This window comes from Flavobacterium ardleyense, assembly GCF_033547075.1.
GTDB lineage: Bacteria > Bacteroidota > Bacteroidia > Flavobacteriales > Flavobacteriaceae > Flavobacterium > Flavobacterium ardleyense_A.
This window is the reverse complement of sequence record NZ_CP137891.1, coordinates 2,340,045-2,367,028: the sequence shown is the minus strand read 5'-3', so window position 1 is coordinate 2,367,028 and position 26,984 is coordinate 2,340,045. Positions and strand designations below refer to the sequence as shown.

General features: G+C 34.9%; 27 protein-coding genes. 20 read left to right on the top strand and 7 right to left on the bottom strand.

Going from position 1 to position 26,984, the window contains the following annotated elements:
• The first annotated feature begins 195 nt into the window (after nucleotides 1-195).
• The 12 genes from SBO79_RS10275 to SBO79_RS10220 all read left to right on the top strand — a co-directional run bounded on the left by SBO79_RS10275 (nucleotide 196) and on the right by SBO79_RS10220 (nucleotide 11,332).
• Nucleotides 196-1,071, top strand: coding sequence for an AraC family transcriptional regulator (locus tag SBO79_RS10275; protein ID WP_318640309.1), 876 nt, complete (start codon nucleotides 196-198; stop codon nucleotides 1,069-1,071).
• A gap of 385 nt (nucleotides 1,072-1,456) precedes the next feature.
• Nucleotides 1,457-2,173 (top strand): pirin family protein, encoded by a 717-nt coding sequence (locus tag SBO79_RS10270; protein WP_318640308.1) that lies wholly within the window; start codon nucleotides 1,457-1,459, stop codon nucleotides 2,171-2,173.
• A 55-nt stretch (nucleotides 2,174-2,228) separates the two neighbouring features.
• Entirely contained in the window at nucleotides 2,229-2,750 is a 522-nt protein-coding gene (locus tag SBO79_RS10265) for a YceI family protein (RefSeq protein WP_318640307.1), read from the top strand.
• A gap of 183 nt (nucleotides 2,751-2,933) precedes the next feature.
• Nucleotides 2,934-3,506 (top strand): MliC family protein, encoded by a 573-nt coding sequence (locus SBO79_RS10260; protein ID WP_318640306.1) that lies wholly within the window; start codon nucleotides 2,934-2,936, stop codon nucleotides 3,504-3,506.
• A gap of 270 nt (nucleotides 3,507-3,776) precedes the next feature.
• Nucleotides 3,777-4,583, top strand: coding sequence for an SDR family oxidoreductase (locus tag SBO79_RS10255; protein ID WP_318640305.1), 807 nt, complete (start codon nucleotides 3,777-3,779; stop codon nucleotides 4,581-4,583).
• Nucleotides 4,584-4,615: 32 nt separating this feature from the next.
• Nucleotides 4,616-4,999, top strand: a complete 384-nt coding sequence (locus tag SBO79_RS10250; protein ID WP_318640304.1) for a DUF1801 domain-containing protein — start codon at nucleotides 4,616-4,618, stop codon at nucleotides 4,997-4,999.
• Between the two features lie 220 nt (nucleotides 5,000-5,219).
• Nucleotides 5,220-7,067: a chloride channel protein gene (locus SBO79_RS10245; RefSeq protein WP_318640303.1), complete on the top strand. Its 1,848-nt coding sequence runs from the start codon at nucleotides 5,220-5,222 to the stop codon at nucleotides 7,065-7,067.
• A gap of 228 nt (nucleotides 7,068-7,295) precedes the next feature.
• Nucleotides 7,296-8,045: an SDR family NAD(P)-dependent oxidoreductase gene (locus SBO79_RS10240; protein ID WP_318640302.1), complete on the top strand. Its 750-nt coding sequence runs from the start codon at nucleotides 7,296-7,298 to the stop codon at nucleotides 8,043-8,045.
• Nucleotides 8,046-8,557: 512 nt separating this feature from the next.
• The gene (locus SBO79_RS10235) at nucleotides 8,558-9,913 is read left to right on the top strand and encodes a 2TM domain-containing protein (protein ID WP_318640301.1); all 1,356 of its coding nucleotides are present in this window, start codon (nucleotides 8,558-8,560) and stop codon (nucleotides 9,911-9,913) included.
• Nucleotide 9,914: 1 nt separating this feature from the next.
• A complete protein-coding gene (locus SBO79_RS10230; RefSeq protein ID WP_318640300.1) occupies nucleotides 9,915-10,202 on the top strand; it encodes a 2TM domain-containing protein in 288 nt (95 codons plus the stop codon).
• Between the two features lie 20 nt (nucleotides 10,203-10,222).
• On the top strand, nucleotides 10,223-10,540 hold the full coding sequence (locus SBO79_RS10225; protein WP_318640299.1) for a 2TM domain-containing protein: 318 nt from the start codon (nucleotides 10,223-10,225) through the stop codon (nucleotides 10,538-10,540).
• A gap of 39 nt (nucleotides 10,541-10,579) precedes the next feature.
• The gene (locus SBO79_RS10220; protein ID WP_318640298.1) at nucleotides 10,580-11,332 is read left to right on the top strand and encodes a LytR/AlgR family response regulator transcription factor; all 753 of its coding nucleotides are present in this window, start codon (nucleotides 10,580-10,582) and stop codon (nucleotides 11,330-11,332) included.
• A gap of 313 nt (nucleotides 11,333-11,645) precedes the next feature.
• Here the strand turns inward: SBO79_RS10220 and SBO79_RS10215 are convergent, their stop codons facing one another.
• From SBO79_RS10215 to SBO79_RS10195, 5 genes are all read right to left on the bottom strand, one after another.
• Nucleotides 11,646-11,873 (bottom strand): YgaP family membrane protein, encoded by a 228-nt coding sequence (locus SBO79_RS10215; RefSeq protein ID WP_318640297.1) that lies wholly within the window; start codon nucleotides 11,871-11,873, stop codon nucleotides 11,646-11,648.
• Nucleotides 11,874-11,930: 57 nt separating this feature from the next.
• Nucleotides 11,931-15,149, bottom strand: coding sequence for an efflux RND transporter permease subunit (locus SBO79_RS10210; RefSeq protein WP_318640296.1), 3,219 nt, complete (start codon nucleotides 15,147-15,149; stop codon nucleotides 11,931-11,933).
• A 77-nt stretch (nucleotides 15,150-15,226) separates the two neighbouring features.
• Nucleotides 15,227-16,333 (bottom strand): efflux RND transporter periplasmic adaptor subunit, encoded by a 1,107-nt coding sequence (locus SBO79_RS10205; RefSeq protein ID WP_318640295.1) that lies wholly within the window; start codon nucleotides 16,331-16,333, stop codon nucleotides 15,227-15,229.
• Between the two features lie 10 nt (nucleotides 16,334-16,343).
• Nucleotides 16,344-17,654, bottom strand: coding sequence for a TolC family protein (locus SBO79_RS10200; protein WP_318640294.1), 1,311 nt, complete (start codon nucleotides 17,652-17,654; stop codon nucleotides 16,344-16,346).
• 1,531 nt (nucleotides 17,655-19,185) lie between these two features.
• The gene (locus tag SBO79_RS10195) at nucleotides 19,186-20,061 is read right to left on the bottom strand and encodes a mechanosensitive ion channel family protein (RefSeq protein WP_318640293.1); all 876 of its coding nucleotides are present in this window, start codon (nucleotides 20,059-20,061) and stop codon (nucleotides 19,186-19,188) included.
• A gap of 338 nt (nucleotides 20,062-20,399) precedes the next feature.
• On the opposite strand from SBO79_RS10195, the gene SBO79_RS10190 reads away from it, so the two are divergent.
• From SBO79_RS10190 to SBO79_RS10155, 8 genes are read left to right on the top strand one after another with little or no spacing between them, the layout of a single operon-like run.
• Nucleotides 20,400-20,834 carry an RrF2 family transcriptional regulator gene (locus SBO79_RS10190; protein ID WP_318640292.1) on the top strand — a complete coding sequence of 145 codons (435 nt, stop codon included), beginning with the start codon at nucleotides 20,400-20,402 and terminating at the stop codon, nucleotides 20,832-20,834.
• A 46-nt stretch (nucleotides 20,835-20,880) separates the two neighbouring features.
• Nucleotides 20,881-22,629 carry a cbb3-type cytochrome c oxidase subunit I gene (locus tag SBO79_RS10185; RefSeq protein WP_318640291.1) on the top strand — a complete coding sequence of 583 codons (1,749 nt, stop codon included), beginning with the start codon at nucleotides 20,881-20,883 and terminating at the stop codon, nucleotides 22,627-22,629.
• Nucleotides 22,630-22,639: 10 nt separating this feature from the next.
• Nucleotides 22,640-23,635 (top strand): cytochrome c, encoded by a 996-nt coding sequence (locus SBO79_RS10180; protein ID WP_318640290.1) that lies wholly within the window; start codon nucleotides 22,640-22,642, stop codon nucleotides 23,633-23,635.
• A gap of 22 nt (nucleotides 23,636-23,657) precedes the next feature.
• Nucleotides 23,658-23,900 carry a hexameric tyrosine-coordinated heme protein gene (locus tag SBO79_RS10175; protein ID WP_318640289.1) on the top strand — a complete coding sequence of 81 codons (243 nt, stop codon included), beginning with the start codon at nucleotides 23,658-23,660 and terminating at the stop codon, nucleotides 23,898-23,900.
• Nucleotides 23,890-24,159 (top strand): hypothetical protein, encoded by a 270-nt coding sequence (locus SBO79_RS10170; protein WP_318640288.1) that lies wholly within the window; start codon nucleotides 23,890-23,892, stop codon nucleotides 24,157-24,159. Before SBO79_RS10175 ends, SBO79_RS10170 begins: the two co-directional genes overlap by 11 nt.
• A 5-nt stretch (nucleotides 24,160-24,164) precedes the next feature.
• A complete protein-coding gene (locus SBO79_RS10165) occupies nucleotides 24,165-24,569 on the top strand; it encodes a cytochrome C (protein ID WP_318640287.1) in 405 nt (134 codons plus the stop codon).
• A gap of 14 nt (nucleotides 24,570-24,583) precedes the next feature.
• Nucleotides 24,584-24,973: a group III truncated hemoglobin gene (locus SBO79_RS10160; RefSeq protein ID WP_318640286.1), complete on the top strand. Its 390-nt coding sequence runs from the start codon at nucleotides 24,584-24,586 to the stop codon at nucleotides 24,971-24,973.
• On the top strand, nucleotides 24,970-25,407 hold the full coding sequence (locus tag SBO79_RS10155) for a hypothetical protein (protein WP_318640285.1): 438 nt from the start codon (nucleotides 24,970-24,972) through the stop codon (nucleotides 25,405-25,407). The genes SBO79_RS10160 and SBO79_RS10155 overlap by 4 nt, the downstream gene beginning before the upstream one ends.
• Nucleotides 25,408-25,962: 555 nt before the next feature.
• Here the strand turns inward: SBO79_RS10155 and SBO79_RS10150 are convergent.
• Nucleotides 25,963-26,385, bottom strand: coding sequence for a hypothetical protein (locus SBO79_RS10150; protein WP_318640284.1), 423 nt, complete (start codon nucleotides 26,383-26,385; stop codon nucleotides 25,963-25,965).
• 5 nt (nucleotides 26,386-26,390) lie between these two features.
• Nucleotides 26,391-26,753: a PadR family transcriptional regulator gene (locus SBO79_RS10145; RefSeq protein ID WP_318640283.1), complete on the bottom strand. Its 363-nt coding sequence runs from the start codon at nucleotides 26,751-26,753 to the stop codon at nucleotides 26,391-26,393.
• Nucleotides 26,754-26,984 lie beyond the last annotated feature (231 nt).

Genomic DNA, 26,984 nt, shown 5'->3' with positions numbered 1-26,984 from the left:
TATTGATCTTTCAAATGAGATGTGCCTTTGAACAATTTTATAAAAAAAGGTATCTTCACATCCTCAGGATAAAATTAGCATCAATCTAAAGTTATAAATTTTACATACACCTTACCAACTCCAATAAATTAATATTGACTTGTTAATGATTAAGAAATTTAGGAATGAGCTATTAAATTTATTATATTATAAAAAATGGAAAGCTTTAAAACATATCAGGCAGTAAATTCAGAAAAGACCAATCTAAATTTTGGGATTTCGAAAATGCAAGATATTTATCAAAAGCGAAATGGAGCTATTGATGAGCCACATCGGCATAACTACTTCACCGTTTTGATTATAAAAAAGGCTAAAGGTTTACACAAAATAGATTTTACCAGTTATGATTTAAGCGAGCGACAGATTTTTTTTGTTGCCCCAGGACAGATTCACCAAGTAATCGAAGAAGAGCAATCACAAGGTTTTGTGATGACCTTTGCAACGCAATTTCTGGTTGAAAATTCAATTCCGCTATCATTTATTGATAGTCTGAACCTATTTCAGAATTATGGCGTAACGCCGCCTTTAATCTTAGAAGAGTCCCAATTTGATTTGATTGAAAATTTTTCCGAAAGTATATTTCAAATATTTCATAGCAATGCGAATATGAAAAATCTCTCTATTGGCTCCTACTTAAAATTAATTTTAATAGAATGTAATAATATCTGCTCGACCAATCCGATTGATTTAGAAAATGATAACAGTGGAAAAAATATCATTAGAGCATTTAAGAAATATGTTGATCGCGATTTTAGAAAAGAACATTCAACCAGCTATTATGCAAATTTGCTTGCCATATCTGCCGATCATCTTAATCGGGTTGTAAAAACTACAATTGGCAAAACTGCAAAAGAATATATTCAAACTAGGATTGTTACCGAGGCAAAACGTTTGATTTACTTTACCGAGCTGTCAAATAAAGAGATTGGATATGAATTAGGATTTAATGAGCCCGCCAACTTCAGTGCTTTCTTTAAAAAACATACTGATTTATCGCCTTCTAATTTTAAGAATTTTGAAGCCACTTCCTAAGTGATTAATACTAGAAAGGGGATATAACTCACTTATTTTTTAATTTTTCAAATTTTAATGTAGTAAATTTAGATTTCTAATTTTATAATTAAATCTAAATGATGGCTCTCAATTAAAAACTCCTCCATAACATCGGAATTTCATACGTTTTAGCAATTTTTTCATATTCCACAGCCTTTATAGCTGCCATATCTTTGCAGTATACTTTTAAAGCTAAAATTATGGATCGGAAGAATTTTCTAAAAAGCTCATTGATTACAGCAATTGCTGTAACATTTGTCCAAGAGCATTTGAATTGAACAGCAGCGAAAAAGAAAATTCAACTTTCGATTTATTAAAGAGAAAAGTAGGATACAATCATTTACCAAATAAAAATATAAAGACTATGAACACAGTACTTCACAAAGCAGACACAAGAGGAAATGCAGACCACGGTTGGCTAAAATCTAGACATACTTTCAGTTTTGCAAATTATCACAATCCAGAGCGTATGAACTTTGGAGTTTTACGAGTTCTTAATGACGATCAAGTTTCAGAAAATCAAGGTTTCGGAACGCATCCGCACAGAGATATGGAAATTGTTTCGATTCCACTAGAAGGAGATTTGAAACATAAAGATAATATGGGCAATGAGACGGTAATTAAACAAGGAGATATCCAAGTGATGAGTGCGGGAACGGGAGTTATGCATTCAGAATATAACAACAATCCCGACAAAGCGGTGAAATTTTTACAAATTTGGGTAATTCCAAATAAGCAAAATGTACAGCCTCGTTACGATCAGATAACTTTGGACACCGAAGATCGTAAAAACAAATTGCAGCAGATTCTTTCTCCAAATGCGGACGATGCGGGAGTTTGGATTCATCAGAATGCTTGGTTTAATATGACAAATCTTGATCAGGGAAAAGAGATTACTTACAATTTCAACGATTCTGAAAATAATGGTGTTTATGCATTTGTATTAAAAGGTGACGTTACCATTAATGGTCAGAAATTAAATCTTAGAGATGGTTTTGGTGTCTGGGATACAGATAAATTGGACATAAAAGCAGATAGTGACACCGAAATCTTATTGATGGAAGTTCCGATGAGTTTATAATAAGTAGAATAAAAATAAAAACAAAAATAATTTAATAATTTAAAATAAAACTAAGATGAGCAACAACACAAATTGGACAATTGACGCAACGCATTCAGAAATCGCCTTTAAAGTAAAGCACATGATGATTTCGACCGTAACTGGTCATTTTGAAGACTTTACTGCAACTGCAAAAACTGAAGGGGATAGTTTTGAAAATGCTTCTCTTGAATTCTCAGCAAAGACAGCTTCAATCAATACAAAAAATGCGGATAGAGACGCACATTTAAAATCGGACGATTTCTTTAACTCAGAAAAATTTCCTGAAATGAAGTTTGTTTCAAAATCTTTCAAAGGAGATAAATTAATAGGAGATCTTACAATTCGTGATATTACTAAAGAAATCACTTTAGATGCTGAATTAAACGGGATTGCAGTAGATCCTTACGGACAAACTAAAGCAGGATTGGAAATAAAAGGTGAAATAAGCAGAAAAGACTTTAACCTTACTTGGAATGCTGTAACCGAGGCAGGAAGCATTGTAGTTTCTGACAAAGTGAGATTGGTTGTTGATGTACAGTTTATCAAACAAGCATAATCAAGGTTCAGTGATTGTTACTGAATTGCATAATAGTTATCTAAAAATTAAGCGGCTTGAATTTCGATTTGAAGCCGCTATTATTTTTGAACTTTATCTAAAACTCCGATTTGCTTAATGGAGTTTGGCAAAGTATTTGAAACACCCAATCAACCAAATTAAATTAAAAAAAATTAAATAATTATGAAAAAAGGAATTATCACACTCGGAATGCTTTCGGCTTTATTTTTAACTTCTTGCAAAGAAACTCCAAAGGAAACTACCGATGTGGATGTTGTAACGACAGAAACGGTAACAAATGATGTAAACACCGTGACCACTACTGACAAAAACGGTAAAACGCTTGAAGTTACTTACGACAACTCCAAAGATGTCGCGACGATCAAATTTGATGGGCAAACTAGCGAATTAGTTAGTCAAAAGCCAGCTTCTGGAATTTGGTACAAAAATGATCAGTACGAATTAAGAGGAAAAGGAAATGACATCGAACTTAAAAAAGATGGTGTTACCGTTTTTGAACATGCTGATGATATTGTAACTTCTTCTTTAAAAGACAGCAAAGGAAACACCCTTGATATGACTTATAATAATGATGCAGGTACTGTGAAAGTATATTTGAATGGTGGTGAGCAAATTGATATGGTTGCCGAAAGAGCAGCTTCAGGAATTTGGTACAAAAATGATCAATACGAATTGAGAGGAAAAGGTGAAAACCTAGAATTGACTAAAGACGGAAAAACAGTATTTAAAAACTAAAAACTGTTTTTAACTTAATATAAATGCTTCGTTGTACTTTTGTAAGTACGGCGAAGCATTTTTTTTGATAATAATTTACTAAATTTAGATATTGCGACTTACTTTTTTTACATCCACACCAACTAAGAATAGAAGCTATATTTCTGTCGCCAACATTTATTTCCTTTTAACTTTGTTTATTTTCAGGGATAATATCGAATTAACCAAAAAGACACCAAGAAATTTCGAAACCTTGTATATTGCATTACCTAGGCAAAAAGCGCACTAAATATGAAAGTAGAAAATAAAACTGTACTGATTACTGGCGGAGCGTCTGGAATTGGAAAAATCATGGCTCGGCTAATGTTGGAACGAAAAGCAAAGGTAATAGTTTGGGATATTAATCAAGAAGGAATTGACAAGGTTATCGAGGAATTTTCAGGTTTTGGAACTATTGTAGGATATAAAATTGATGTTTCAAATCTAGAAGAAATTCAGTCGACCGCTCAAAAAGTATTTCGACACAACCATACGGTCGATATTCTGATTAACAATGCTGGAATTATTGTGGGGAAATACTTTAGCGAACATTCCACTACCGATATTCTGAAAACGATGGTCATCAATGCTACTGCCCCGATGTTGATAACCGCAGAATTCTTGCCGCAGATGTTGGCAAGAAATTCAGGATATATTTGCAATATTGCGTCTTCTGGCGGACTGATTTCTAATCCGAAAATGTCGGTTTATGCCGCTAGCAAATGGTCGTTAATTGGTTGGTCTGATAGTTTAAGACTCGAAATGAAGCAATTGAAAAAAAATATTAATGTTACGACAATAATGCCTTATTATATTAATACCGGAATGTTTGATGGTGTCAAATCAAAGATTCCAATTCTTGAACCAGAAGCGGCATCTTTGACAATTATACAGGCAATCGAAAATAATCGAAAGTTGATTAGCATTCCTGGATATATCTATAATCTAACAAGATTTGGCCAAGCGATTTTTTCAGTGGGACTTTTTGATTGGTTTGCCGGAAATGTGATGGGAATCTACGATACAATGACAGACTTTACAGGTCGAAAGAAAATATAACTGGAATAGGAGTTAAATAATTTTGAAGATTTATGGAAAGTGAAGATTTTGAATTAGCTATCGAAGGATTTCCTGAAGAAATGAAAATCATCGCGCGATCTACGCGGCAACTTATTTTGAGCACCTTTCCAAAGGTGGTCGAAGTTGTTTGGGTAAAACAAAAAAATATAGGTTACGGAATTGGTCCAAAGAAAAAAACCGAACATTTTTGTCATATTATGCCTGCTTCAAAGCACGTAAATTTAGGATTTAATTACGGCGCCGAGTTGGACGATCCCAAATGTCTGCTCGAAGGCACCGGAAAATTATTTCGACACATAAAAATCCGCAAACTTTCAGATTTAGAGAATCCAGATCTTGTTGCAATTTTATTACTTTCAATAAGTAATCGACTAGTTCAAAAGGACATTGATTAATAAGAGTTAATGCAATTTCTACCTCACTAAAATAGATATCTTAAAATTTTTCTTTTTCTGCATCCATTTCGTTATTTGTTAAAAATCTATTGCGGTTTTATTAACCGAACCCCTTCTTTTATGTATTTTTGCATTCTCTTGCACCTATTTTTTGATTTTACGTGATTTAAAACTTAAAATTTTTTCATAGATGATTACTAATTAAATGAAGTAGCGATTAATGCTCAAAGAAATTCAAAAGTTATACACCAATTTTCTTCGATTCAATCAAGAATTTATTAATTACCCTTTTCGGAAATTTAATTTTATCGAAAAATTTTTGATTTGGGTTAGCGGTAAACTGACAAGATCACAGTTTCTTATTTTGTCAGGAATTTTGGTGGGATTAAGTGCCGGCCTAGCTGGAGTTATTTTGAAGGTCTTTGTACATAAAATCCAACACTTTATCAATAATGACATTCCGTTTAGTGAACGATTTATTATTTATGGTATTTCTCCATTATTAGGAATTGTATTTACCGCTTTGATAGTACGATTCATATTTAAAGGCGATAAGAATCAGGAAATGTCTTATGTGCTAAGATCAATTTCGAAAAACGATAGCAATATTAAATCGACAAAAATGTATTCTTTAGTGCTGCAATCTGCCGTAACTATTGGTTTTGGTGGCTCTGCAGGATTAGAAACACCCATCGCCCTTACTGGTGCGGCAGTTGGATCAAATTATGGGCAGCGATATCGGCTAGGATTTAAAGAAAAAACCCTTCTGCTCGCCGCCGGTGCCGCCGGAGGAATAGCAGCTGCTTTTAACGCGCCGATTGCCGCGGTGATGTTTGCTTTTGAAATTATATTGGTGGGATTGGTTTTCACGGATTTCATTCCGCTAGTTATCGCAGCGATTTGTGGAAGTTTGCTGTCGAAAATTATCTTAGACGAGAACGTTTTGTTTTACATGCCGGCTCGGGAAACCTTTAATCATCTAAATATTTTATTTTATATTGGATTAGGAGTTTTTACCGGTTTTTATGCGAGATACTTTAATTTAGTCGTTCAGAAGACTCATCACTTTTTTGCTAAATTCAAAAATAGGTATTTGCTAAAGGCAATAATTGGGGGTTCGATTTTATCATTGTTGTGTATCTTATTTCCGCCACTCTTTGGCGAAGGGTATTCTAATATTAAAACTTTGAATACTGGTAATATTGAAACCTTGATTCAAGGCAGTTTATTTTCTTATTTAGAACCTTCGAAATGGGTTTTTATCACTTTTTTGACTTTAGCTATTCTGCTTAAGGCGTTTGCAACAAGCATTACATTAAGTTCTGGCGGCACCGGTGGGACATTTGCTCCGTCGCTAGTTGCAGGTGGATTGCTAGGCTATTTATTTGGATATGTTTTAATTGTTCTCGGTTTTCAGGACGTTCCGCTCACAAACTTGATGCTGGTGGGAATGACCGGCGTTATGGCAGGTTCGTTGTACGCACCTCTCACTGCAATTTTCCTAATTGCCGAATGTAGCGGTGGCTACGATTTATTTATACCCTTGATGATTGTAGCGGTTATTTCTTTTGTAATCAATAAATTTTTCTCTCCTATAAATCCCGCTTTCAGCAATTTGGCTAATCGAGGCGAGATTTTCACTACTAGACAAGATCAGAATATTCTCTCTCATATTTCGCTTTTTAAATGTCTCGAAGACGACTCGATTGTAGTGAAAGTAAATGACAGCGTCGACGATGTTTTGCATAAATTTAGAAAAAGTGATAATAATACAATAGCTGTTTTAGATAATGATAATGTATTTTTTGGAATTATTACGAGAGAACATTTACGTCCATTTTTGCTCAACGAGAAGTCTCCCGCAGAGCATACGGTGAGCGAAATCGCCATAAATCCTCCTTTTACAATTACGCCAACTGATTCAGTTATGAAAGTTGTGAAAATGCTTGACGAAGCAAATGTGTGGTATTTACCACTTTTAAATCAAGAACGTAAATTTAAAGGTTTTGTAAGTCGAAGCAAAATATTGAAGAATTATCGGTCACTTCTTAAAGATTATTCTGATTAGACATCGTGCAAATTCGAGGAAAGAATCGATATTGATTGTGTAAAATTGACTTTTACATTTTATCTAGTTAAAAAGTGGAAAATTTCCCGATTTTATTTCAGTGACTTACTTTATTAATTGCTAGCGGATACTATATTTTTCTTAAAATCGATTTGTTGATTTTTATCTTACAGGGTTAAGTTGTAAATTATAGACAATCAAATTTTAACCACATAAAATAAACAAAAAATGAAATTAGTAGATGGAAAAGTTGCGTTAGTAACAGGTGCAGGTTCAGGGATTGGCAAAGCAATAGCAGTTTTATATGCTAAAGAAGGCGCTAAAGTTGTCGTTAATGATATTAGTGCCGAAAATGGTAAGCTAGTAGTTGAACAAATTAAGGCAAACGGTGGTGAAGCGTTTTTTATTAAGGCAGATACCTCAGACGAAAAGGAAGTAGAGCTTTTAATAAGACAAACTGTTGAAAAATATGGTAGACTTGATATCGCTTGCAACAATGCAGGAATTGGTGGTGAGCAAAATTTAACTGCCGACTATTCAAGCGAAAGTTGGAATAAAGTAATCAACATTAATTTGAACGGGGTATTTTTTGGATGTAAATACGAACTAGAGCAAATGGAAAAAAATGGTGGAGGAGTAATTGTAAATATGGCATCAATTCACGGAACTGTTGCAGCACCAATGTCTTCGGCCTACACCGCAGCTAAGCACGCAGTTGTTGGCTTAACAAAAAACATCGGAGCAGAGTATGGACAGAAAAACATTCGTTGCAACTCAGTGGGGCCCGGTTACATCGAAACTCCCCTATTAGAAGCTTTATCTCCAGAAATGTTGAAGGATTTGAAGGCCAAACATCCAATGAATAGATTAGGAACAGCAGAAGAAGTTGCCGAACTAGTATTGTTTTTGAGTTCTGACAAATCATCTTTCATCACCGGTGGATATTATCTAATTGATGGTGGTTATACTGCGGTTTAATTTTTATTTTAAGAATTATCATTTAAAAGTACTGACATCTAATAAATTACGTTTTTTAAGATAAATACACTTTCTAATTGTAATGATTTAATTGAATGCGAAAATAAAAGGAGTTTAGACTTAAAGTTTAAACTCCTTTCTGATTTCAGTATCACTGGTTTAAGTAATCTAAAAATTATCAAAATACTAAATTCCTACTTTTTTTTGATTTTAATAATTACCATTCATCCATCAAATACTACGGTTGGGTAAGAAGCTTTTTTGTTTTCTATTGAAGTTGCGCACTTTTGTTTGAGAAATCAGAGCGATTTTATTAACTTAAAAATTCACATTATGAAAAAGTAGCAATAATTCAGTCAAGAAATGTTTGGTGATCAGCGATGGACAGTAAATTTTTAGCGAAAGCAAAAAAAATGAATACATTACTTTCAAGCAGAGTAAATATCCGCAAACATTTTAGATTAAATTTGATTCAGAATTAGCAGTAAAAATATCTTTATAAAAGCAGAATTATGCAACCCAATTTCGAGTATTTTTTAAAAACCATCTTGCTAGGATTTACTTTCAGCCTATTATTTACTGTTGTTATCTTAGGCTTTCAATGGTATTCTGGAATGGAATTTATTGTGAATAATATTCTTATTATTAAGGTTGTGAAAATTTTGCTTTACGGAACAATATTGACCGTAGTAAATAGATATTACTTTGATTTTGCTCTAAAAGGATATTTGTGGAAGAAGTTTCCGAATTATAAATTACTGTTTGCCGTGGCAGGAAGTGTTTTGATAACTGTCGCAACATTTTTATTGTTGGCAGTATTTGATTTAACAATGCTGAGACAACAACCTCTTAGTGATTTCTTTTCAGTTTTCAGTTTCACCGAAGTCCGAAATTTTGCGATCATTGCAGCATCTTTAGCAACAGCATTTTATGGTGCGCAATCGTACAAAAATGCTCAGGAAACCAAGATTAAACAACAAAAAATTATTGCGGGAACCGCTTCTGCACAATTTGAAAGTTTAAAAAATCAAATCGATCCGCATTTTCTCTTCAATAGTCTTAATGTTTTGAGTTCACTCATCGAAGAAAATCCTCAGAACGCACAACGCTTTACCACTTCCCTATCCAAAATATATCGCTACGTTTTGGAACAGAAAGACAAGGAGTTAATTTCGGTTACCGAAGAATTAGCGTTTGCAAATACCTACATGAATCTGCTAAAAATGCGTTTTGAAAATAGCCTTTTCTTCGAATTGCCAGAAGTTATTTCAAACCCAGATGGAAAAGTTGTTCCGCTTTCACTACAATTACTTTTAGAAAATACGATTAAACACAATGTAGTTAGCGAACAAAGACCACTGTATATCAGGATAATAGATATGGGCGATTATCTCACTGTTGAAAATGATTTGCAGAAAAAGGAAATACTGCAAGACCGAAAAGGTGTAGGATTGCAAAATATCGTAGATCGGTATGGAATCCTAACCGGCAGAAAAGTGTTGATTGAAGAAACAAAAAGCACATTTTCTGTAAGCTTACCAATATTAACCAAACAAGTGTCAGTTATGGAAAATACAAATAACATTACCCAAGACAAATATCTTAAAGCTCAAAAAAGAGTTGAAGATCTCAAAGGCTTCTACGGAAACCTAACTTCTTATATTATTGTCAATACAGGACTTCTTATATTAAATCTAATGACAAGTCCGCAGCATTTATGGTTCTTCTATCCACTTTTAGGTTGGGGAATTGGGGTGTCGTTGCACGCAATGAAGGTTTTTAACTATATGCCAATTTTGAATAGCGATTGGGAAGAGAAAAAAATCAAGGAATTGATGGAAAAAGATAGCAAATCTAAATGGAATTAAGATGGAAAAGCAAGATCTAAAATATAACAATCGCTATAAATGGGCGAAAAGTAAGGTACGTGATATGAAAAGCTTTTATATAAATCTTGGGTTGTACTGCACCTGTATGCCGATAATAATTGCAGTAAATATCTTTATAGTGCCAGGATATCAATGGTTTTGGTTCAGCTTAATTTGCTGGGGAACAGGCGTGATGTTACACGGTATGAGCGTATTTCAACTAACACCTTTTCTCGGAAAGGATTGGGAGGCTAAAAAATTTAGAGAATTTATAGAAAAAGAGAATTAAAGTTTTAAATTTAAAATAATATGGAAAATTTATCCGCACAAGAACAAGCTAGATTTGAAAGAGCCCAGAAAAAGGTAAAATCAATTAAAGGATTTTATACACATTTTGTAGTTTATCTTCTAGTAAACGCATTTATCATTATTTCGCTGTATTTAAATTTGGATAAGGGCGAGCAATTCTGGCATTTTTCAACTTTTTCAACTCCACTATTTTGGGGAATTGGTCTTGCCTTTCACGGCTTAAATGTCTTTGGGCAGACACTATTCTTCGGAAATAAATGGGAGGAGCGAAAAATTCAGGAATTTATGAATGAAAAGCAAACTACCAAGTGGGAATAATTTAAATTTTATGACTATAAACAAACAATTCATCCAATCATGACAATTGTAATTATCGAAGATGAGAAGCCCGCAGCAAGACTTCTGCAACGCAAAGTTCAGCAGTTGGGTTATCTTACAACCAAACTTCTACATTCAGTTGAAGAGGCATTAGAATGGTTTTCCAATAATGCGCATCCTGATCTAATCTTCTTAGATATTCAACTTTCGGATGGATTGTCTTTCGAAATTTTTGATAAAATCGAAATCAAAAGTGCCATTATCTTTACGACCGCGTACGAATCTTACGCGCTAAGAGCTTTTAAATTAAACAGTATAGATTACTTACTTAAACCAATTGATGAAGAGGAATTGGCTGTAGCCATAGCTAAATTCAAAACTAGATTAGAGCAGAAAGAGTCCCTTTCGCTAAATTTTGAGCAGATAAAAAGTATGTTTTCTACCCAAGAGAAAGTTTTTAAAACTCGCTTTACGGTCAAAATTGGCGCACATTTAAAAATTATAAACTCCGATGAAATTGAATGCTTTTATAGTGAAAACAAAGGAACTTATATTCACACCCTTGACAATCGTGATTACCTGATTGACTGCACGCTTGAAGTGTTGGAAACCGAATTAGATCCAAGGAAATTCTACCGAATCAGCAGAAAGTTTATTGTTCCCTTGAATGCTTTAAAGGAAATTGTGGTTTACAGCAATTCCCGTCTTAAAATAATTCTGCCAACTTATAAAGCAGATGATGTGATTGTGAGTAGAGAAAAAGTGACTGATTTTAAAAATTGGATAAGCTAGAGGAAATCTAAAAAAGGGAAAAAGCGAAATAATCTAAATTAAAGGATTGAGATAGTTTATTGCTGATTATTATATTAGGAAAATTGCTTTCAGATTTGAGAAATTGTCTAAGTTTGAAATATAATAATCAACTCAGATTTTAAGGGTCTTTCGATATTAATGCTTGGCAAATATAGAATAGAACTTGCTTTTACAATTGTTCCTGATGCGCATTCTGAATCTTCTAAAATAAGATTATTTAGTAAATACACCAAAAACAAAAACCCATAAAAGAATTATCTTTTATGGGTTTTAAATTTCTAATTATTTAAAATTATTTGGTTGCCGGTGAGGGAACGCCGCAACAAGATTCTCCTTCATCACGAAGGCCAACTTTTTTCAAAATACTTTCTAGCAAACACCATTTTGTAAAAGCAGATTGAAGGAGATTTACACCAATAAAAACCGTTAACCACATAAAGGCGGCATCGACATACACGGTAAGTACAACACTTAATAATACCATACTACCAACGATTATTCTGAAAACTTTATTAAGCATATCTATATTTTTTAAGTTGTTTATTATTCTAAATTATAGTTAATTAATCTATTTAAACTATTCTATTACTTCATCATCTTTCTTATCCTCTTTTTTTCTTTCGATCATATAATATACCAAAGGCACCACAATTAAAGTTAGTACGGTCGATACAATTGTTCCACCCATTAATGAGATGGCAAGACCTTGAAAAATTGGGTCAAACAAAATTACAAATGCTCCGATAACTACCGTTCCTGCGGTAAGCAAAATTGGAGTTGTTCGCACTGCTCCTGCTTCAATAACTGCTTGCTTAAGCAGAATTCCTTCCTCTGTTCGCAAGTTGATAAAGTCAATCAGCAACACGGAATTCCGAACCATAATTCCAGCTAATGCAATCATTCCGATAAATGATGTTGCAGTAAAAAACGCTCCCATAATCCAGTGTCCTAAAATGATTCCGATTAGCGAAAGCGGAATTGCAACCATCATTACAATTGGCGCTTTAAAGTTCTGAAACCATCCTACAATTAGAATGTAAATCATAATAATCGCACCCAAGAAAGCAATTCCCAAATCGCGGAAAACTTCCAAGGTAATCTGCCATTCTCCATCCCATTTAACGGTATAATTATCTTCGTGATCAGGCTGCCCTAAATACATCTCGTTCAATTCATAACCTTGTGGAACTTTCACATCTTTCAGTTTTTCGTCCATTCCTAAAATTGCATAAGCAGGACTTTCAAGATCTCCGGCCATATCCGCCAAAACAAATACAACACGTTTTTGATTTTTACGGTAAATACTTTTTGCTGCAATAGTTTCTTTAATTACAACTAAGTCCGAAATTGGAAGCATAGCACCTCTATTCGATTTAATCTTTAATTGAGCAATATCCGTAACTGTAGATTTTTCTTTTTCGTCAAGCGATAGAATAATTCCAACTTGTTTTACAGAATTCTCATCTGATAAAGTTGTAATCGACTTATTTGATAAAGCCATATTCATCGTAGCAACAATTTGCTGTGGCGAAACTCCGTAAAGCATCGCTTTTTCTTTGTTTATTTCGAACTGAAATTCTTTCTGATCTGCTTCTACCATCCAATCCACATCCACTACGTCATCAGTGTTTCTCAAGATGTTCTGAACTTGATCAGCTATTTTAATTTGCTCATTATAATCAGGTCCATAAATCTCTGCTACAATTGTAGAAAGCACTGGAGGTCCAGGCGGAACTTCAACCAATTTCACATTTGCGCTGTATTTTGCTGCAATTTTCTGAATTTCTGGTCTAAGCAATTTTGCAATATCGTGACTCTGTTCAGTTCTATTGTTTTTGTTAATCAGATTCACTTGAATATCTGCCATATTACTTCCGCCACGAAGATCATAATGACGCACAAGTCCGTTAAAAGTAATTGGTGCAGATGTTCCAATGTAATTTTGATAATTCACAACTTCAGGTCTTCCAGCTAAAAACTGTGAAATTTCTTGTGTTACAACCGCAGTACGCTCAAGGGTTGTACCTTCCGGCATATCAATCACCACTTGAAATTCATTCTTATTATCAAAAGGAAGCATTTTTACTGCAACTGATTTAGTGAAGAAAAGAACCATTGTCAATAGTAGAACGATGAATGTTCCTCCTAAAAATAACCAACGCTTTCCACTATTTTCCAATAATGGAGTTTCAACTTTCGAATACAGTTTAAATAAATAAGTTTCTTCAAGTGGTTTTTCTACCTTTTCAACTCCATCTTTTTTATCAGTATGAGTCAAGAAAATATATCCTAAATAAGGTGTAATAGTCAAGGCTACAAATAAAGAAAGAATCATCGCAATCGAAGCTCCGATTGGCATTGGCGCCATATAAGGCCCCATTAAACCAGAAACAAAAGCCATTGGTAATACGGATGCAATTACCGTAAGAGTCGCTAAGATTGTTGGATTTCCTACTTCGTTAATTGCATAAAGCGCTGCTTCTTTAAAAGGCAGTTTCTTCATTTTGAAATGTCGGTGCATATTCTCGGCAATGATGATCGAATCGTCAACTACAATTCCCGTCACAAAAACCAAAGCGAATAATGTAATTCGGTTCAAGGTATAATCTAACATATAGTAGCTGAGTAAAGTCAAAGCAAACGTCACCGGAACTGATAGAAAAACTACCAAACCTCCACGCCAACCCATTGCTAGCATCACCACGATTGTTACTCCAATCACAGAGCCTATCAAGTGCCAAAGCAATTCAGAAACTTTTTCTGAAGCTGTTTCTCCATAGTTTCTACTTACTTCTACATGCACATCTGCAGGAATTAAGTCTGCTCTTAAGTGCTCAACTTTTGCCAAGATCTTTTCAGAAATTTGCATTGCATCAGCACCTTTTCTTTTGGCTACCGAAATTGTAACGGCAGGATATTCTGAATTAAAACTAGCTTCCTTATCACTTCCTTTTCCAAACCCTAAACTCACATAATTTTTAGGCATTTGAGGTCCATCAACAATTTTTGCTATTTGTTTTAAATAAACTGGTTGATTCTGATTCACACCAACTACAAGATTTTCAACATCAGATATAGTTTCTAAAAACTTCGCAGTATTTACTCTAAATTCAGTATCATTTTTAGTAAAAGTTCCTGATTGTGATTGGGTATTACTTCCACGAATCATCTCTGCAACGCTCAGAAAATCCAATCCATTGGCCGAAAGTTTTTCTTTATCTAAAATTACCCGCATTTCACGATTTCGTCCACCAATTTGATGGGTAACCGCAACATCAGTAATTTTTTTGATTTCCGCTTCTAACTCTTGAGCCATTCGCCCAAGCTGATAATCATCGTAGTTTTCACTCCATAATGTAAGTCCCAGCATTGGCACATCGTCAATAGCACGAGCTTTTATCAAAGGCATTGTAATACCTTGAGGCATCTGATCCATATGGCGATTGATCTCTGTGTGCAATTTTACAAAGGAACGCTCAATATCTTCACCTACGTAAAATTGTACGATCAGCATTCCTTGCTCATTACTAGAGGTTGAATAAACATATTCCACACCTTTGATGTTGGAGATTATTTTTTCCAGTGGCTTGATTACTCTAGATTCAACTTCTGTTGGAGTTGCACCTGGATACCCGATAAAGATATCCGCCATTGGCACATCAATTTGTGGCTCCTCTTCACGAGGAATCAAAAATGAACTGTAGACACCAACTACCATAAATACAATCATCAAAAGCACTGTGAGCTTAGACTGCATAAAAACTTTTGCAATTTTTCCTGCTATACCTTCTTTCATATTTTTTTCCTATTTAAACTTCTTTTAATGGAAGTATTAGTTTGAGATTTTCTTATTTTAAATCCTTAATAGGAATTTTATTTGACACCTTTCTCTTGACTAGAAGTTCCAGGTTCGGTAATTTTTACTCCGTTGTAAAGCTTTCCGTCAGCCGAAACGATATACGATTCATCGGCAGAAAGTCCGCTTAATACTTCTACATCTTCACCAAAAGTGCGTCCTAATCTCAACCAACGCAATATTGCTGTTCCGCTTTCGCTGACGGTATAAACTCCAGAAAGCTGCCCTTTTGTTACTATTGCCGTTTTGGGGATTAATACCATTTCGGTAGTATTTCTTCTCTCGATAGGAAATTGAACAGTTGCAAACATCCCCGATAATATGGACGCGTCGGTTTTGCCGAGAGAAACTTTAAGCAGATATTGTCCGCCGCTATTTCGTGCAGAGCTGCTTATTTCTTTTACTGTGCCTCTTAAGGTTTTTCCTAGAGCTTGAACAAAAACATCTACTTCCACTCCTTTCTTAATTTCAGAAATTTCTGTTTCCGGTACTGTCGCCATCACTTCAAAATCTCCCGGAGCTTCAACCGAAATCAATGTCTGTCCAGGATTTGCCATATCGCCTGCTTCAACGTTTTTGGAGGTAATTACTCCCGCAAATGGCGCGGTAATATTGGTGTAAGCAAATTGAGAATTCACTTCGTTTTTCATTTGCTTTGCAGATTCTAATCTTGCTTTTGCCATTTCGTAATTTGCAGTTACATCATCCAACTCTTTTTGAGTCGCGCTATTATCTGCAAATAGATTTTGAAAACGCTTATAGTTTTTCTGCGCACTTACAAAAGCAGCATTTGCTTCGGCAATTCCAGCGCTTACTTGAGAGCTTCGAGCTTGCAATTCAGCATTATTGATTGAAACTAGAAGCTGTCCTTTCTGAACCTTGTCGCCAACGTTTACAGATGCTTTTGTAACATAACCCATCATTCTTGTGCTCAAATCAGCACTATTTGCAGATTGGATTTTTCCGCTAAAGGATAGAAACTGACCGTTTCCACTTCCTGCTATTTTATTCACTTGAACAGTTACTGCCGGGCTATTGTCTACTTGAACTTCCGCTTTCTCTTTGCCGCAAGACGCGACTAAAACCGAAACTGCAATCGCTACTATATAGGTGTATTTTTTCATCGTGTAATTATTATTTAGTTAGAAATTGTAAGTATGCCAGTGCGTAATTGTATTCAAACACTGTCTGGTAATATTCAAGTTGTTTTTGTGCATATTGTGTTTCAGACAGCAATAAATCGGAGGTTTTTTCTAAGCCTTCACGGTATCTGTTTGAGCGCAATCGCAGAGATTCACCAGATTGCTCTATTGATAATTTTGTAAGATTCAATTTATTTTCAGCATCCGTAAGCATTCGTTTGGCACGTTTTAATTCCAAATTACTTTGCGAAACATACTGATCATATTGAAGTTTTGATCTTTCAGATTCAGCCGAACTTTTTTGCAACTGCCCTATTCTTTTAGAACCCTGAAAAAGATCCCAGCTTAATTGTGCTCCAAAAAGATATCCGTTTGCACTTCCTGTAAATATTTTGTCGTCGTACAATTCATAACTCCCAAAAGCATTTAGACGAGGCAAAAAAGACATTTTATCAGCCTTGTTCATAAATTCAAAAGCTGTAGATGCCAACTGCATTGCCTTAATGTCCGAACGGTTTTCGTTGATTGCTACTTCAGAATTTCCTTGAAAGCTATTTACTGTCAAGCTGTCCGTTGGCAAATACACTAAATCATCTTGACTATCATTCATCAAAAAAGCCAAATAATCAGACGCATTTTGAACATTACTTTTGGCCGATTGTATTTGATTATTTACTTCCGCGACACGAACCTGAACGTTTAAAACATCTGCTTTTTGAAGAAATCCTTGTTTAAAACTATTTTCTGCCAATTTCAAATTTGCATTTGCAGTTTTCTGCGCTTTATCCAAAACATCTAGCAATTTGTAAGCTAATTGCAGCTGCATATAGGCTTTCTCAACATCAAGAGTTAGATGTTCGGCTGTGCGCTGTTTTTGCAATTCCATCGATTGCAATTTTGATTTTGCAGCTTTCCGTTTCAGCATTCCATCAAAATTTAAGATTGGTTGCTGCACATCAATTTTGGTTACAAAGTTTTCAATATGTTGGGGATTATTCAGTAAATCAGGATTGAAGTCATTTGCAGTCAAAATTTCCTGATTCAGTTTAGATCCAAAAGCCATCAAAGGATTTGTAGTAGAAAAAGCAGTATGACTTGCGGTCACTGTTGGCAAAAACACCGCATTAGTCTGACGATACTCAGCTTTTGCTTGCTTAAATTCCTGCACTGCAATATTCACAGATGCATTTTTGGCGAATCTGCTCATCACCTCCGACTTTGCAATCGGCTGGACGGTCTGTGCACTCAAGATTTGCTGCATACTTAGCAAGGCAATCGAAAGAAGTAATAGCTTATTTGTCATTGTAAGATTATTTAGACAACAAAAGTACTATCGATAATTAGCTTGGTTGGTAACTAATGTTACATAGGTGGCAAGATTGAAAAATTGAAAAATTAAAAGATTGAAAGATTCGAGAAATTTAAAAAATCGAAATGAAATAAGAGGAAGGCAAACTTAAGATTTATCTCTAGGATAACATTTACGTTAATTTTTTGGGCACGCCCTGCGCCAGAAAATTTGTCTTAACATTGAAGCAAGATGAGGCGCAGGTCAGGCTGTCCGTTATATCTTTGCTGCCAGAAAATTGGAATTGAGATTGAAATTATCGTTTGGCAGCAAAGGATGCCACTGCCATCCTTCGTGCGGAGAAATACAAAAGATTGAAAAAGTGAAATAATCTAAAAAATTGAAAAGATAAAAATGAATACTTGGATATCGTAAGGTAAAAGGGAAAAATTGACCAATTCTAATATATTTGGAAGTGTCGTCAGCTTTATTGTCTACTTTTCATTTCGACTAGGGAGACCGGAGTTTTTGCGAACGTGCGTAGTCAATTACATAATATTGGTCTGCATCTGATCATATATTATAATTATTACGATAATTAAATAAGTTATTTCAGCAAATAGAAAACGCTAACCATTTTAGAAATATGCTATAGCTAGATTATGTGATTTCTCGCTCTGCTCGAAATGACAAGTTGGCGGTAGGGTTCTGTAGACTTACTATTAATTGTTCGCATAGTTTTCACGCAAATTTTTCATTTCGGCTAGGGAGACGGGAGCTTTTGCGAACGTGCGTAGCCAATCACAAAATATTGGTCAGTATCTGATCATATATTATAATTATTAAGATAATTAAATAAGTTATTTCAGTAAATAGAAAATGCTAACCATTTTAGAAATATGCTTTAGCTAGATTATGTGATTTCTCGCTCTGCTCGAAATGACAAGTTTGGGCGTATTTGTACTATTGATTTCGTAGGTGTTAAAAATAATAATGGCTCAATTACTATCAGTTCTCCGAACATTTCACACGCAAACTTGTCATTTCGACGAAGGAGAAATCACATAATACAAATCTTTCAAATGTTTTTTTTTGCGAAATCTATTGAGAAAAATTGCATTTTAATTCCTGTGTATACTCCGATCTACTTAATAAATTATAAGAGGTGCTTTAGTCTTATTATGTGATTTCTCGCTATGCTCGAAATGACAAGTTTGCGGTAGGGTTCTGTAGACTTACTATTTAATTTCTCGCTCTGCTCGAAATGACAAGTTGGCGGTTCAGTGTTCTACATACTTAGTGTTAAATTTCACTATCTGTTCGAAATGATAAGCTTGCGGTTATAGACGATAGCTAATTATCTAACCTCTAACTTTGTTCGAAATAACAAGATGTTGAATAACTTATGAAAACGAATCCCTCAGAAATAGCCCTGATAGCAGCGGCATCCTTTGTGTTTTTTTTCTTTTAAAAAACACAAAGATACAGCGGATAGCAGGACAGATAGTGAACTGAAAACCAAATCCTCTGCTCCTAAAAATACAAATTATTCTTGATTGGAAACTTTTGTTTCGATTGGCTGACCGGCAAAATCCAAAGTTCTAATTGGAAATGGTATCGATATATTGTTGGTATCATAGGCTTTTTTGATAGCAATAATTACTGCGTGCCGAACTCTCCAATATTCCGCTTGCTCGGGGTTTTGAATCCACAAACGAATTACGTAATTGATCGAACTATCGGCAAATTCTTTGTAGCCCATCGTAATGGCATCATCTGATAAACCGGTAATGTCTTTTACAGCGTCTAAGGTAATTTTCTCGACATTTTCCAAATCAGCATCATAAGAGATGCCAACAGTTAGGTCGAGACGGCGCTTGCCTAATAATGAATAATTCTCAATGGGATTCTGAAAAACATTTTTATTAGGAATAATAACCATCTGACCTTGAAAAGTAAGAATGATGGTATCTCGCAAATTTATCTCTTTTACCTTACCCATATAATCGCCGATTTTCACGATATCGCCAATGCTAATAGGGCGTCTGAAGGAAATAAATATGCCTGAAATAAAATTGGCCGCAATGTCTTGAAAAGCAAATGCTAGGGCCAGTCCTATAATTCCCGCTCCCGCTAATATTGAGGTAACTGCTTTGTCTAGCTGCAAAATACTTAAAATAACAAAAATTGTAATTCCAATAAAGGTGATATAAATTATAGAGGCAAATAAATTATTTAGCGTTTTATGGTTGGAAATCTTCGAAATCATCTTTCTGGAAAATCCTCGTAGAAATTTGGCAATAAAAAATCCAATAACTAAAATAATTGCGGCCAAAATTAAATTTGGTAACATTTTAATAAATTCTTTAATCCAAATAGATAATTTGCTAGTAACTAGATCATACGCTTTGTCGAAATCCATATAAGAAGTGTTATTTTATTTTGACTGAAAAAAGTAAAAATATTTTGTTTACAATTTACTACCATTAATTTAAAATATTATATTTTTTATAAAATTTCTTTTCCTAATGTGGAGTAATTCAGCAATACATTTAACTACATACCAGGAAAGCTTCCGAATTAAAGTTGTACAATAGATAATTGAAAAAACAGATACAGTAAAAAAAACGACGCTACGCTCCCACAAAAGCACCCCCTTCTCGAAATTTTACAAAATTAAAAATATACAAAATTTAGTAGTGGACAAATTTGTCCATTACTAAAAATACTATATCTTTGCTAAATCAAAATAGCATTTATATGTTTTCTAAAGCTTGCGAATACGGACTTAAAGCCTGCATATTTATTGCAGTTCAATCACAATTGGGTAAGAAAGCAAGTTTATTAGATGTAGCAGATGCAATAAAATCACCTGCGTCCTATACCTCCAAAATTCTGCAATTACTATCCAAAAATCATATCATCACATCAAGCAAAGGTCCGACTGGTGGTTTTTCGATGGATAGTTTTCAATTTGAAAATACAATGATGAGCACAATTGTGCAAGTTATTGACGGGGATGATATTTATAATGGATGTGGTCTCGGACTTATAAAATGCAATGAACTAAAACCGTGTCCGGTGCATAATCAATTCAAATTTATTAGAGATGAACTTAAAACTATGGTCGAAACAACGAGCATTAAATCGTTGGCTGATGACTTAGAAAAGGGATTAACATTCTTAAAAAGATAAAAAATTTAATTTAATAATGGACAATAACCTCCAATATAAATAGCCAATGGAAACCAATAACATTTTTAGCGAGTCCGGAATCATTATTACGCTTTTTCTCATTTTAATACCAGTACTTATTGCCACTGGTATTTTAATATCAAAGGTCTATGCGATAATAAACAAGATTGGAAAGAAGAAAGAATTGGACAGATTTAATGAGTATCTAAGAAGTCTGGATCCTGCCGAAGTATCTAAGTTGGAATCACGAAAGAAGGAACTTGAGTTTAGTCTTTCTAATACTGAACTGGCTGGCGACAATCCAGCAGAAGATAAGAAAGGTCTGATCAATAATATTAATGAAATTGAAGGATTTCGATTTATTGAGCAAAAACGAAGAAGCAAGCCGCGTCCGTACGTAGAACCAGAACTAACAAAGCTGATCTTGTGGTATTTAGGTTGCGCAACTTTCTGGCTGGTTTTTGGAACTACCGTTGGTGAATATCTCGGAATTAAATTCGTGGCGCCCGACATCGACCATCAAAGTTGGCTTAGTTTTGGACGACTCAGACCTGTTCATACCAACGCTGTTTTTTGGGGTTGGGCCTCCCTCGCTATGATCGGACTAGGTTATTATGTAGTGCCGAGAGTTAGTAACACTCCTATTCATAGTATTAAAACTGGATGGTTTTCGCTTATTCTAATTAATGCTTCTGTGATAATAGGGAGTATTTGCTTGATGGCTGGAATTAATAACAGCGGTGGAGAGTATAGAGAATATATTTGGCCAGTAATGTTGCTATTTGCAATTGCCGTTATAATTAGTTTGATAAATTATGTGCAGACAGTAGCCAAAAAAACTACCAAAGAAATTTATGTTTCCAATTGGTATATCGTGGCAGCAATGATGTATGTGATTGTTATTTCGGTCGTAGCATATTGGCCTACGTGGCAAGATGGCTTAGGCGAAACAATTGTGCAAGGATACTATATGCATCAAGGTGTGGGAATGTGGTTTATGCTTTTTACTTTGGGATTGATGTATTATTTCCTACCACAACAACTTAATAAACCAATTTATTCTTACAGTTTAGGAATTTTGGCTTTCTGGACGCAGATTCTGTTTTACACTTTAATTGGTACACACCACTTTATCTTTAGTGCTATCCCGTGGTGGTTGCAGACAGTAGCTATCGTGGGTAGTGTGGGAATGGTAATTCCGGTGGTAGCGGGTACGACCAACTTCTTGATGACCTTTAAGGGTTCATGGCACAAAATTTCCACCAGTTACACACTTCCTTTCTATCTAATTGGAATTATATTTTACTTCACTGGTTCATTACAAGGAACTGCCGAAGCATTTAGGTTTACCAACTTAGTATGGCACTTCACAGATTTTACGGTGGCTCACTCTCATCTAACGATGTACGGGATTATTTGTTTTATGCTTTGGGGATTCATCTATACTCTTGTTCCGAGATTAACCGGAAAGGAACCTTCTCAAGTTTTAGTTGGTGCTCACTTTTGGTTTGCGCTGATTGGATTAATTTTTTACACTTTTCCGCTAATGTACGGTTCAACACTTCGTGGATTGATGTGGATTGATGGAAAACCATTTATCGAAAGTGTCGAATTGATGGCGCCTTACTGGTTATGGCGCGCGATTGGTGGATCACTAATGTGGATTTCGCATATCATTTTTGCGTACAATTTTTACAAAATGGTGAGACGAAATGTTGATGAGGAAATTCCCAACTCCCCAGCAGAAATTTTGAGAGCAAAGCAAGAATTAGAAAATCATGGTCTAACTAATTAATATAAACGAAATGGATTTTTTTGACAATTATAAAAAATTATTTTTAGCAGCCTTGGCCTTATTTATTGGTTTGACCATCGCTGTTGCTATTCTGCCGGCTATTCATAATCAGCAAAACAATGCGCCGCTTCCTAATCACGTTCCTCTAAGTGAAGATGCGTACCAAGGAAAATTAAGTTATATCAGTAATGGCTGTGTAGCTTGTCATACGCAGCAGGTTCGAAATGTGGATATGGACAAACCCTGGGGAAAACGCCCCGGAATTCCTGCGGATTACGCAGATAATACTAGAATAGATTTTTGGAGAAATACTGCAACTTTGATGGGAACTGAAAGAACTGGTCCCGATCTAACCAATATTGGAGCTCGTCAACCAAGTATGGCGTGGAATTTACTTCACCTTTATCAGCCGAGAGCAGTTGTGGGGTCTTCAATTATGCCAGCATATCCTTGGCTTTTTGAAGTAAAAGATAAATTAGGAAAAGATGATGTTGAAGTGATAGTGCCTGATGAATTTCGAAATGGAATTAACGGAAAAATTATCGCTACCAAAGAAGCACTTCAATTAGTAGCTTATTTGCAAAGTTTAAAACAAGTTGATCTACCGGACGGCAAACTGCCAATGGAATTTTTATACAAGAAAAAAGAAGTCGCTGTGGCTGCTGCTGCAAATGGTGGTGAAGAAAATCTTCCTGATGGCGCAACACTTTACACTCAAAACTGTGCCGCTTGTCATCAAGGAAATGGAGAAGGATTAGCTGGTGCTTTTCCTCCACTTAAAGGAAGTAAAATTGTTTTGGGTGATGATCTTGAACTTTTTGTAAATGTTATAATGTTAGGATACGATGCTCGCGCCGAATATGCTGTGATGAATGCAGTTGGGTCCGATAACAACCTTACCGCAGAAGAAGTTACTGCCATCATTAATCATGAAAGAACAAGTTGGGGAAATGATGCAAAAAAGGTCACTTTAGAGGAAGTAAAAAAAATAATGGAATCGTTATAATAATCACTAAAATTAAGAAATTATGGCTAATGATGAAATATGGTTAAAGAGCTTGCTGACCAAAACGCCGCAAGAAGGCAGAGAATTGGCAATATTAATGTCTCGCAAAACTATTGGTGCAATACAGACCGATCCTGAAAAACGTAGAAAATTACGACCTGAATATGCCGAAGACACCGCCCAACTTATTCAATCTGCCCAAGTTGTAGCAATCGAATTTCAAACTATTGCAAATGCAAATAACTACTGGAGAGATGAAAAATAAGTTTAAACATACAGTCACTTTTTTATTATTTTTCTGTGTAAATATTGCTGCTTTAGCGTGCCCCGCGTGCGAAAAGCAGCAACCTGCAATTACTCGAGGAATTACCCACGGCGGTAGTCCAGCCAGTAATTGGGATTGGGTAATCATTGGGATAATTTCATTTATTACAATATTGACCTTAATTTTTTCAGTAAAATTTTTAGTCAAACCAGGTGAAAGAAATAGCGATCATATTAAGAAATCTATTTTAAAATACTAACGATAATGGTAGAAAATAAAAGTAAAGTCTCGCTATTTGTCGACGACGATTTACAGCCAATCGCAGAATTGGTCGCACCAGTACAATTTGAATTGGACACAACAAAACTAACTGACGGTGAGCACGTTCTAAAATTGGTGAGTAGATCCACGAGCGGTCGTGAAGGAATCCGAAAAATAAAGTTTATTGTTCGAAATGGTCCTGCAATTGCGGTCGAAGGGCTGTCAGAAAATGAAGTAGTAGATGGCAGTGTTCCACTGATGATTAATGCTTATGACAAAGGAGATCAGATTAATTTTATAATCGAAGGAAGTGAAACCCCGCAAACAGTGCCCACTTGGCTCTGGATTTTATTAATCGCTTTTGTGGGCTGGGCGGCGTTTTACATTGTAACTAATAGTAATATTTAACATAGGAGTATCTGATGAAAAACGACATTCAAAATTTAGTCGATATCCAGCTTCTGGTTGATACTTTTTATAACAAAATTCGCGAAGACCATACGCTAAAAGATATTTTCAATAATAAAATTCAGGACCGGTGGCCCGAGCATCTTACAAAAATGTATAGCTTCTGGCAGACAGTTTTGCTGGAGGAGCATACTTATTACGGAAGTCCTTTCGTTCCACATGCAAAACTACCTATCGATTTGGAGCATTTTGATCAATGGTTGTTATTATTTACTAAGACCGTTGACGATTTGTTTGAAGGAGAAAAAGCGGAAAAAGCAAAGTGGCAGGGCAACAGAATGGCGCAGATGTTTCATTCGAAAATAACATATTATAATAATAATACATCAGTCAAAATAATATGAAAACAACAAAATTTCAGTTGGCAATTGTAAGTGTTTTTCTATGGATCGGCTTTGTTTGTGCAATCAGTTTTATGGAAGCCTGGCTCAAATTTCGTGCTCCGGGAGTAACACTTCCCATTGGATTAGGCATCGGGCGAATGGTTTTTGCGGCGCTAAATATGATGGAATGGCTGTTTGCTATACTTATTGCCGCCAATTTAGTAATGTCAAAAAATAAAATTACTAGCTTTTCAAATTTAGCATACTTCATACCGCTATTAATGTTGCTTTTACAAACTTTTTGGCTACTGCCATCGCTAGATAGCAGAGCAGAAATTTATATACAAGGTCAAGTTCCGCCAGCTTCTACCCTTCATTATTATTATGTTGGTGTAGAAATAATTAAAGTCGTTTGCCTGTCGATATTCGGAATTAAATTATTTACCAAGTCGTAATATATCATATTTTGACAATTTGGACCTACCAAATTGTTGGTATATGTAGTAGCAAAATAGCATCTAGCGGCATTAATTTTAATAAAATAGCATAACATATTTACCATTATTTAGCAGAACTTTTACTGCTTTTTTGGGCGCATCCCGTCGCCACAATGACCTTTTTTGGTATAGAGCTAAGAGATGGCTCGGGTCGGGTCGTCCACTATATCTTTGCGGCCAGAAATTTTATGATAGTATAGAAACTTTTTTAGTGGCAGCAAAGGATGCCGCTCCCACCCCTTGCGCGGAAATCAAAATAATCGACATATATAAAATAAATACAATTAAAATCTTATTTTATAAATATTCGATACTACAGCCGCGTCTACTATCACAGTTTTTCACGTCCAACTTGTTCAATTTCTTCCTATCACTAGTGAGTATATTTTGGTTTTTCACATTATTATAAGACTATAGTGTAAATCCTATGCTTTCTACTTCAATCACGGCATCTTCTTTTTATTTAATGGGAATACAGAAAAACAAACCCGCAATACAGTCCAAGGCGGTTATTTACTCAAACAAATCTTCTCTACCCAAATTGTTGACTGTCGATTTTCTCATTGACAAATAATAAATAAAATGTGCCAGTAGAAAAACACCCCAAATCCCAGCGGTCAGATAAATTATGCCAATATCTTCATATTTTGACTGAAATCCGAATGTAAACCATAGAATTGAGATGATATTGTGAGCTAAAAATGTTGCAAGATGAAATCTAAATCCAACATCATGAATCGGTAGGTCTTCATAGTCTTTCTTTCCAAAGAAGTATCCACTAATCCACATTAATATACCATAAGCAATTGCCGAAATCAGAAGTACTCCAATCATTTTATTTGTGATAAATGAACTTAAGGCAATCCTAAACAATATTGTAAGTACGATTGCAGACAATGTGAATTTAAGTAAGTTTGCTGTTAATAGATTTTTCATAATAGTTACTTTTTTAGAAGGTTATTAATTTCTGCTGAGAAGAATAAGTTTATATTTCGAGTAATAAATTGTTGAAGCAACTGCTCTCCCATTTTTGTTAAAAAATAATATTTCCTGTCTGGTCCTTTATTTCCTTTTCTGTTTTCAAAAGAAACTACATCAATGTGTTCGTATTTGCGTAAATTTCTATACAAACTCTGCTCTTCGCAACTCATCGTGTTTTGAGATTTTGTTTCTACAAATTCCTTAATCTCATCAACGTATTTCGGCCCGTCCTTTAACGACAAAAATATCCATAATGTTAGTTGACCTTTTTTATAGGTTTCTTCCCAAGCAGAAAGTAAGTCAGGTACAATGTCTTTCGTCATATTCAATTAGTATTATTCAACTTGTATAATACAAATGTAAACCTTTTATGAATATAAAAGAGAAATTAATTTATTTTCGTGGAACTTATTATCTGCGGCTGTCAGAATTTATTAAAAATTGCAGTAAATTATTGCAAACTTCTTATTGTGAGTAGTGCATACGGCGAAATCGTTATATCACTTCAACCTCGAAAATTATGGACAATTTGCAGTTGGGAAAATAAATCTTTA

Bases quoted from the DNA above. Each gene is read 5' to 3' on its own strand.
- SBO79_RS10265 (WP_318640307.1), top strand. From the start codon at position 2,229: ATGAGCAACAACACAAATTGGACAATTGACGCAACGCATTCAGAAATC.
- SBO79_RS10225 (WP_318640299.1), top strand. From the start codon at position 10,223: ATGGAAAATTTATCCGCACAAGAACAAGCTAGATTTGAAAGAGCCCAG.
- SBO79_RS10260 (WP_318640306.1), top strand. From the start codon at position 2,934: ATGAAAAAAGGAATTATCACACTCGGAATGCTTTCGGCTTTATTTTTA.
- SBO79_RS10275 (WP_318640309.1), top strand. From the start codon at position 196: ATGGAAAGCTTTAAAACATATCAGGCAGTAAATTCAGAAAAGACCAAT.
- SBO79_RS10190 (WP_318640292.1), top strand. From the start codon at position 20,400: ATGTTTTCTAAAGCTTGCGAATACGGACTTAAAGCCTGCATATTTATT.
- SBO79_RS10270 (WP_318640308.1), top strand. From the start codon at position 1,457: ATGAACACAGTACTTCACAAAGCAGACACAAGAGGAAATGCAGACCAC.
- SBO79_RS10205 (WP_318640295.1), bottom strand. From the start codon at position 16,333: ATGAAAAAATACACCTATATAGTAGCGATTGCAGTTTCGGTTTTAGTC.
- SBO79_RS10155 (WP_318640285.1), top strand. From the start codon at position 24,970: ATGAAAACAACAAAATTTCAGTTGGCAATTGTAAGTGTTTTTCTATGG.
- SBO79_RS10170 (WP_318640288.1), top strand. From the start codon at position 23,890: ATGAAAAATAAGTTTAAACATACAGTCACTTTTTTATTATTTTTCTGT.
- SBO79_RS10210 (WP_318640296.1), bottom strand. From the start codon at position 15,149: ATGAAAGAAGGTATAGCAGGAAAAATTGCAAAAGTTTTTATGCAGTCT.
- SBO79_RS10220 (WP_318640298.1), top strand. From the start codon at position 10,580: ATGACAATTGTAATTATCGAAGATGAGAAGCCCGCAGCAAGACTTCTG.
- SBO79_RS10145 (WP_318640283.1), bottom strand. From the start codon at position 26,753: ATGACGAAAGACATTGTACCTGACTTACTTTCTGCTTGGGAAGAAACC.
- SBO79_RS10255 (WP_318640305.1), top strand. From the start codon at position 3,777: ATGAAAGTAGAAAATAAAACTGTACTGATTACTGGCGGAGCGTCTGGA.
- SBO79_RS10250 (WP_318640304.1), top strand. From the start codon at position 4,616: ATGGAAAGTGAAGATTTTGAATTAGCTATCGAAGGATTTCCTGAAGAA.
- SBO79_RS10165 (WP_318640287.1), top strand. From the start codon at position 24,165: ATGGTAGAAAATAAAAGTAAAGTCTCGCTATTTGTCGACGACGATTTA.
- SBO79_RS10230 (WP_318640300.1), top strand. From the start codon at position 9,915: ATGGAAAAGCAAGATCTAAAATATAACAATCGCTATAAATGGGCGAAA.
- SBO79_RS10195 (WP_318640293.1), bottom strand. From the start codon at position 20,061: ATGGATTTCGACAAAGCGTATGATCTAGTTACTAGCAAATTATCTATT.
- SBO79_RS10245 (WP_318640303.1), top strand. From the start codon at position 5,220: ATGCTCAAAGAAATTCAAAAGTTATACACCAATTTTCTTCGATTCAAT.
- SBO79_RS10150 (WP_318640284.1), bottom strand. From the start codon at position 26,385: ATGAAAAATCTATTAACAGCAAACTTACTTAAATTCACATTGTCTGCA.
- SBO79_RS10180 (WP_318640290.1), top strand. From the start codon at position 22,640: ATGGATTTTTTTGACAATTATAAAAAATTATTTTTAGCAGCCTTGGCC.
- SBO79_RS10200 (WP_318640294.1), bottom strand. From the start codon at position 17,654: ATGACAAATAAGCTATTACTTCTTTCGATTGCCTTGCTAAGTATGCAG.
- SBO79_RS10215 (WP_318640297.1), bottom strand. From the start codon at position 11,873: ATGCTTAATAAAGTTTTCAGAATAATCGTTGGTAGTATGGTATTATTA.
- SBO79_RS10235 (WP_318640301.1), top strand. From the start codon at position 8,558: ATGCAACCCAATTTCGAGTATTTTTTAAAAACCATCTTGCTAGGATTT.
- SBO79_RS10160 (WP_318640286.1), top strand. From the start codon at position 24,584: ATGAAAAACGACATTCAAAATTTAGTCGATATCCAGCTTCTGGTTGAT.
- SBO79_RS10240 (WP_318640302.1), top strand. From the start codon at position 7,296: ATGAAATTAGTAGATGGAAAAGTTGCGTTAGTAACAGGTGCAGGTTCA.
- SBO79_RS10175 (WP_318640289.1), top strand. From the start codon at position 23,658: ATGGCTAATGATGAAATATGGTTAAAGAGCTTGCTGACCAAAACGCCG.
- SBO79_RS10185 (WP_318640291.1), top strand. From the start codon at position 20,881: ATGGAAACCAATAACATTTTTAGCGAGTCCGGAATCATTATTACGCTT.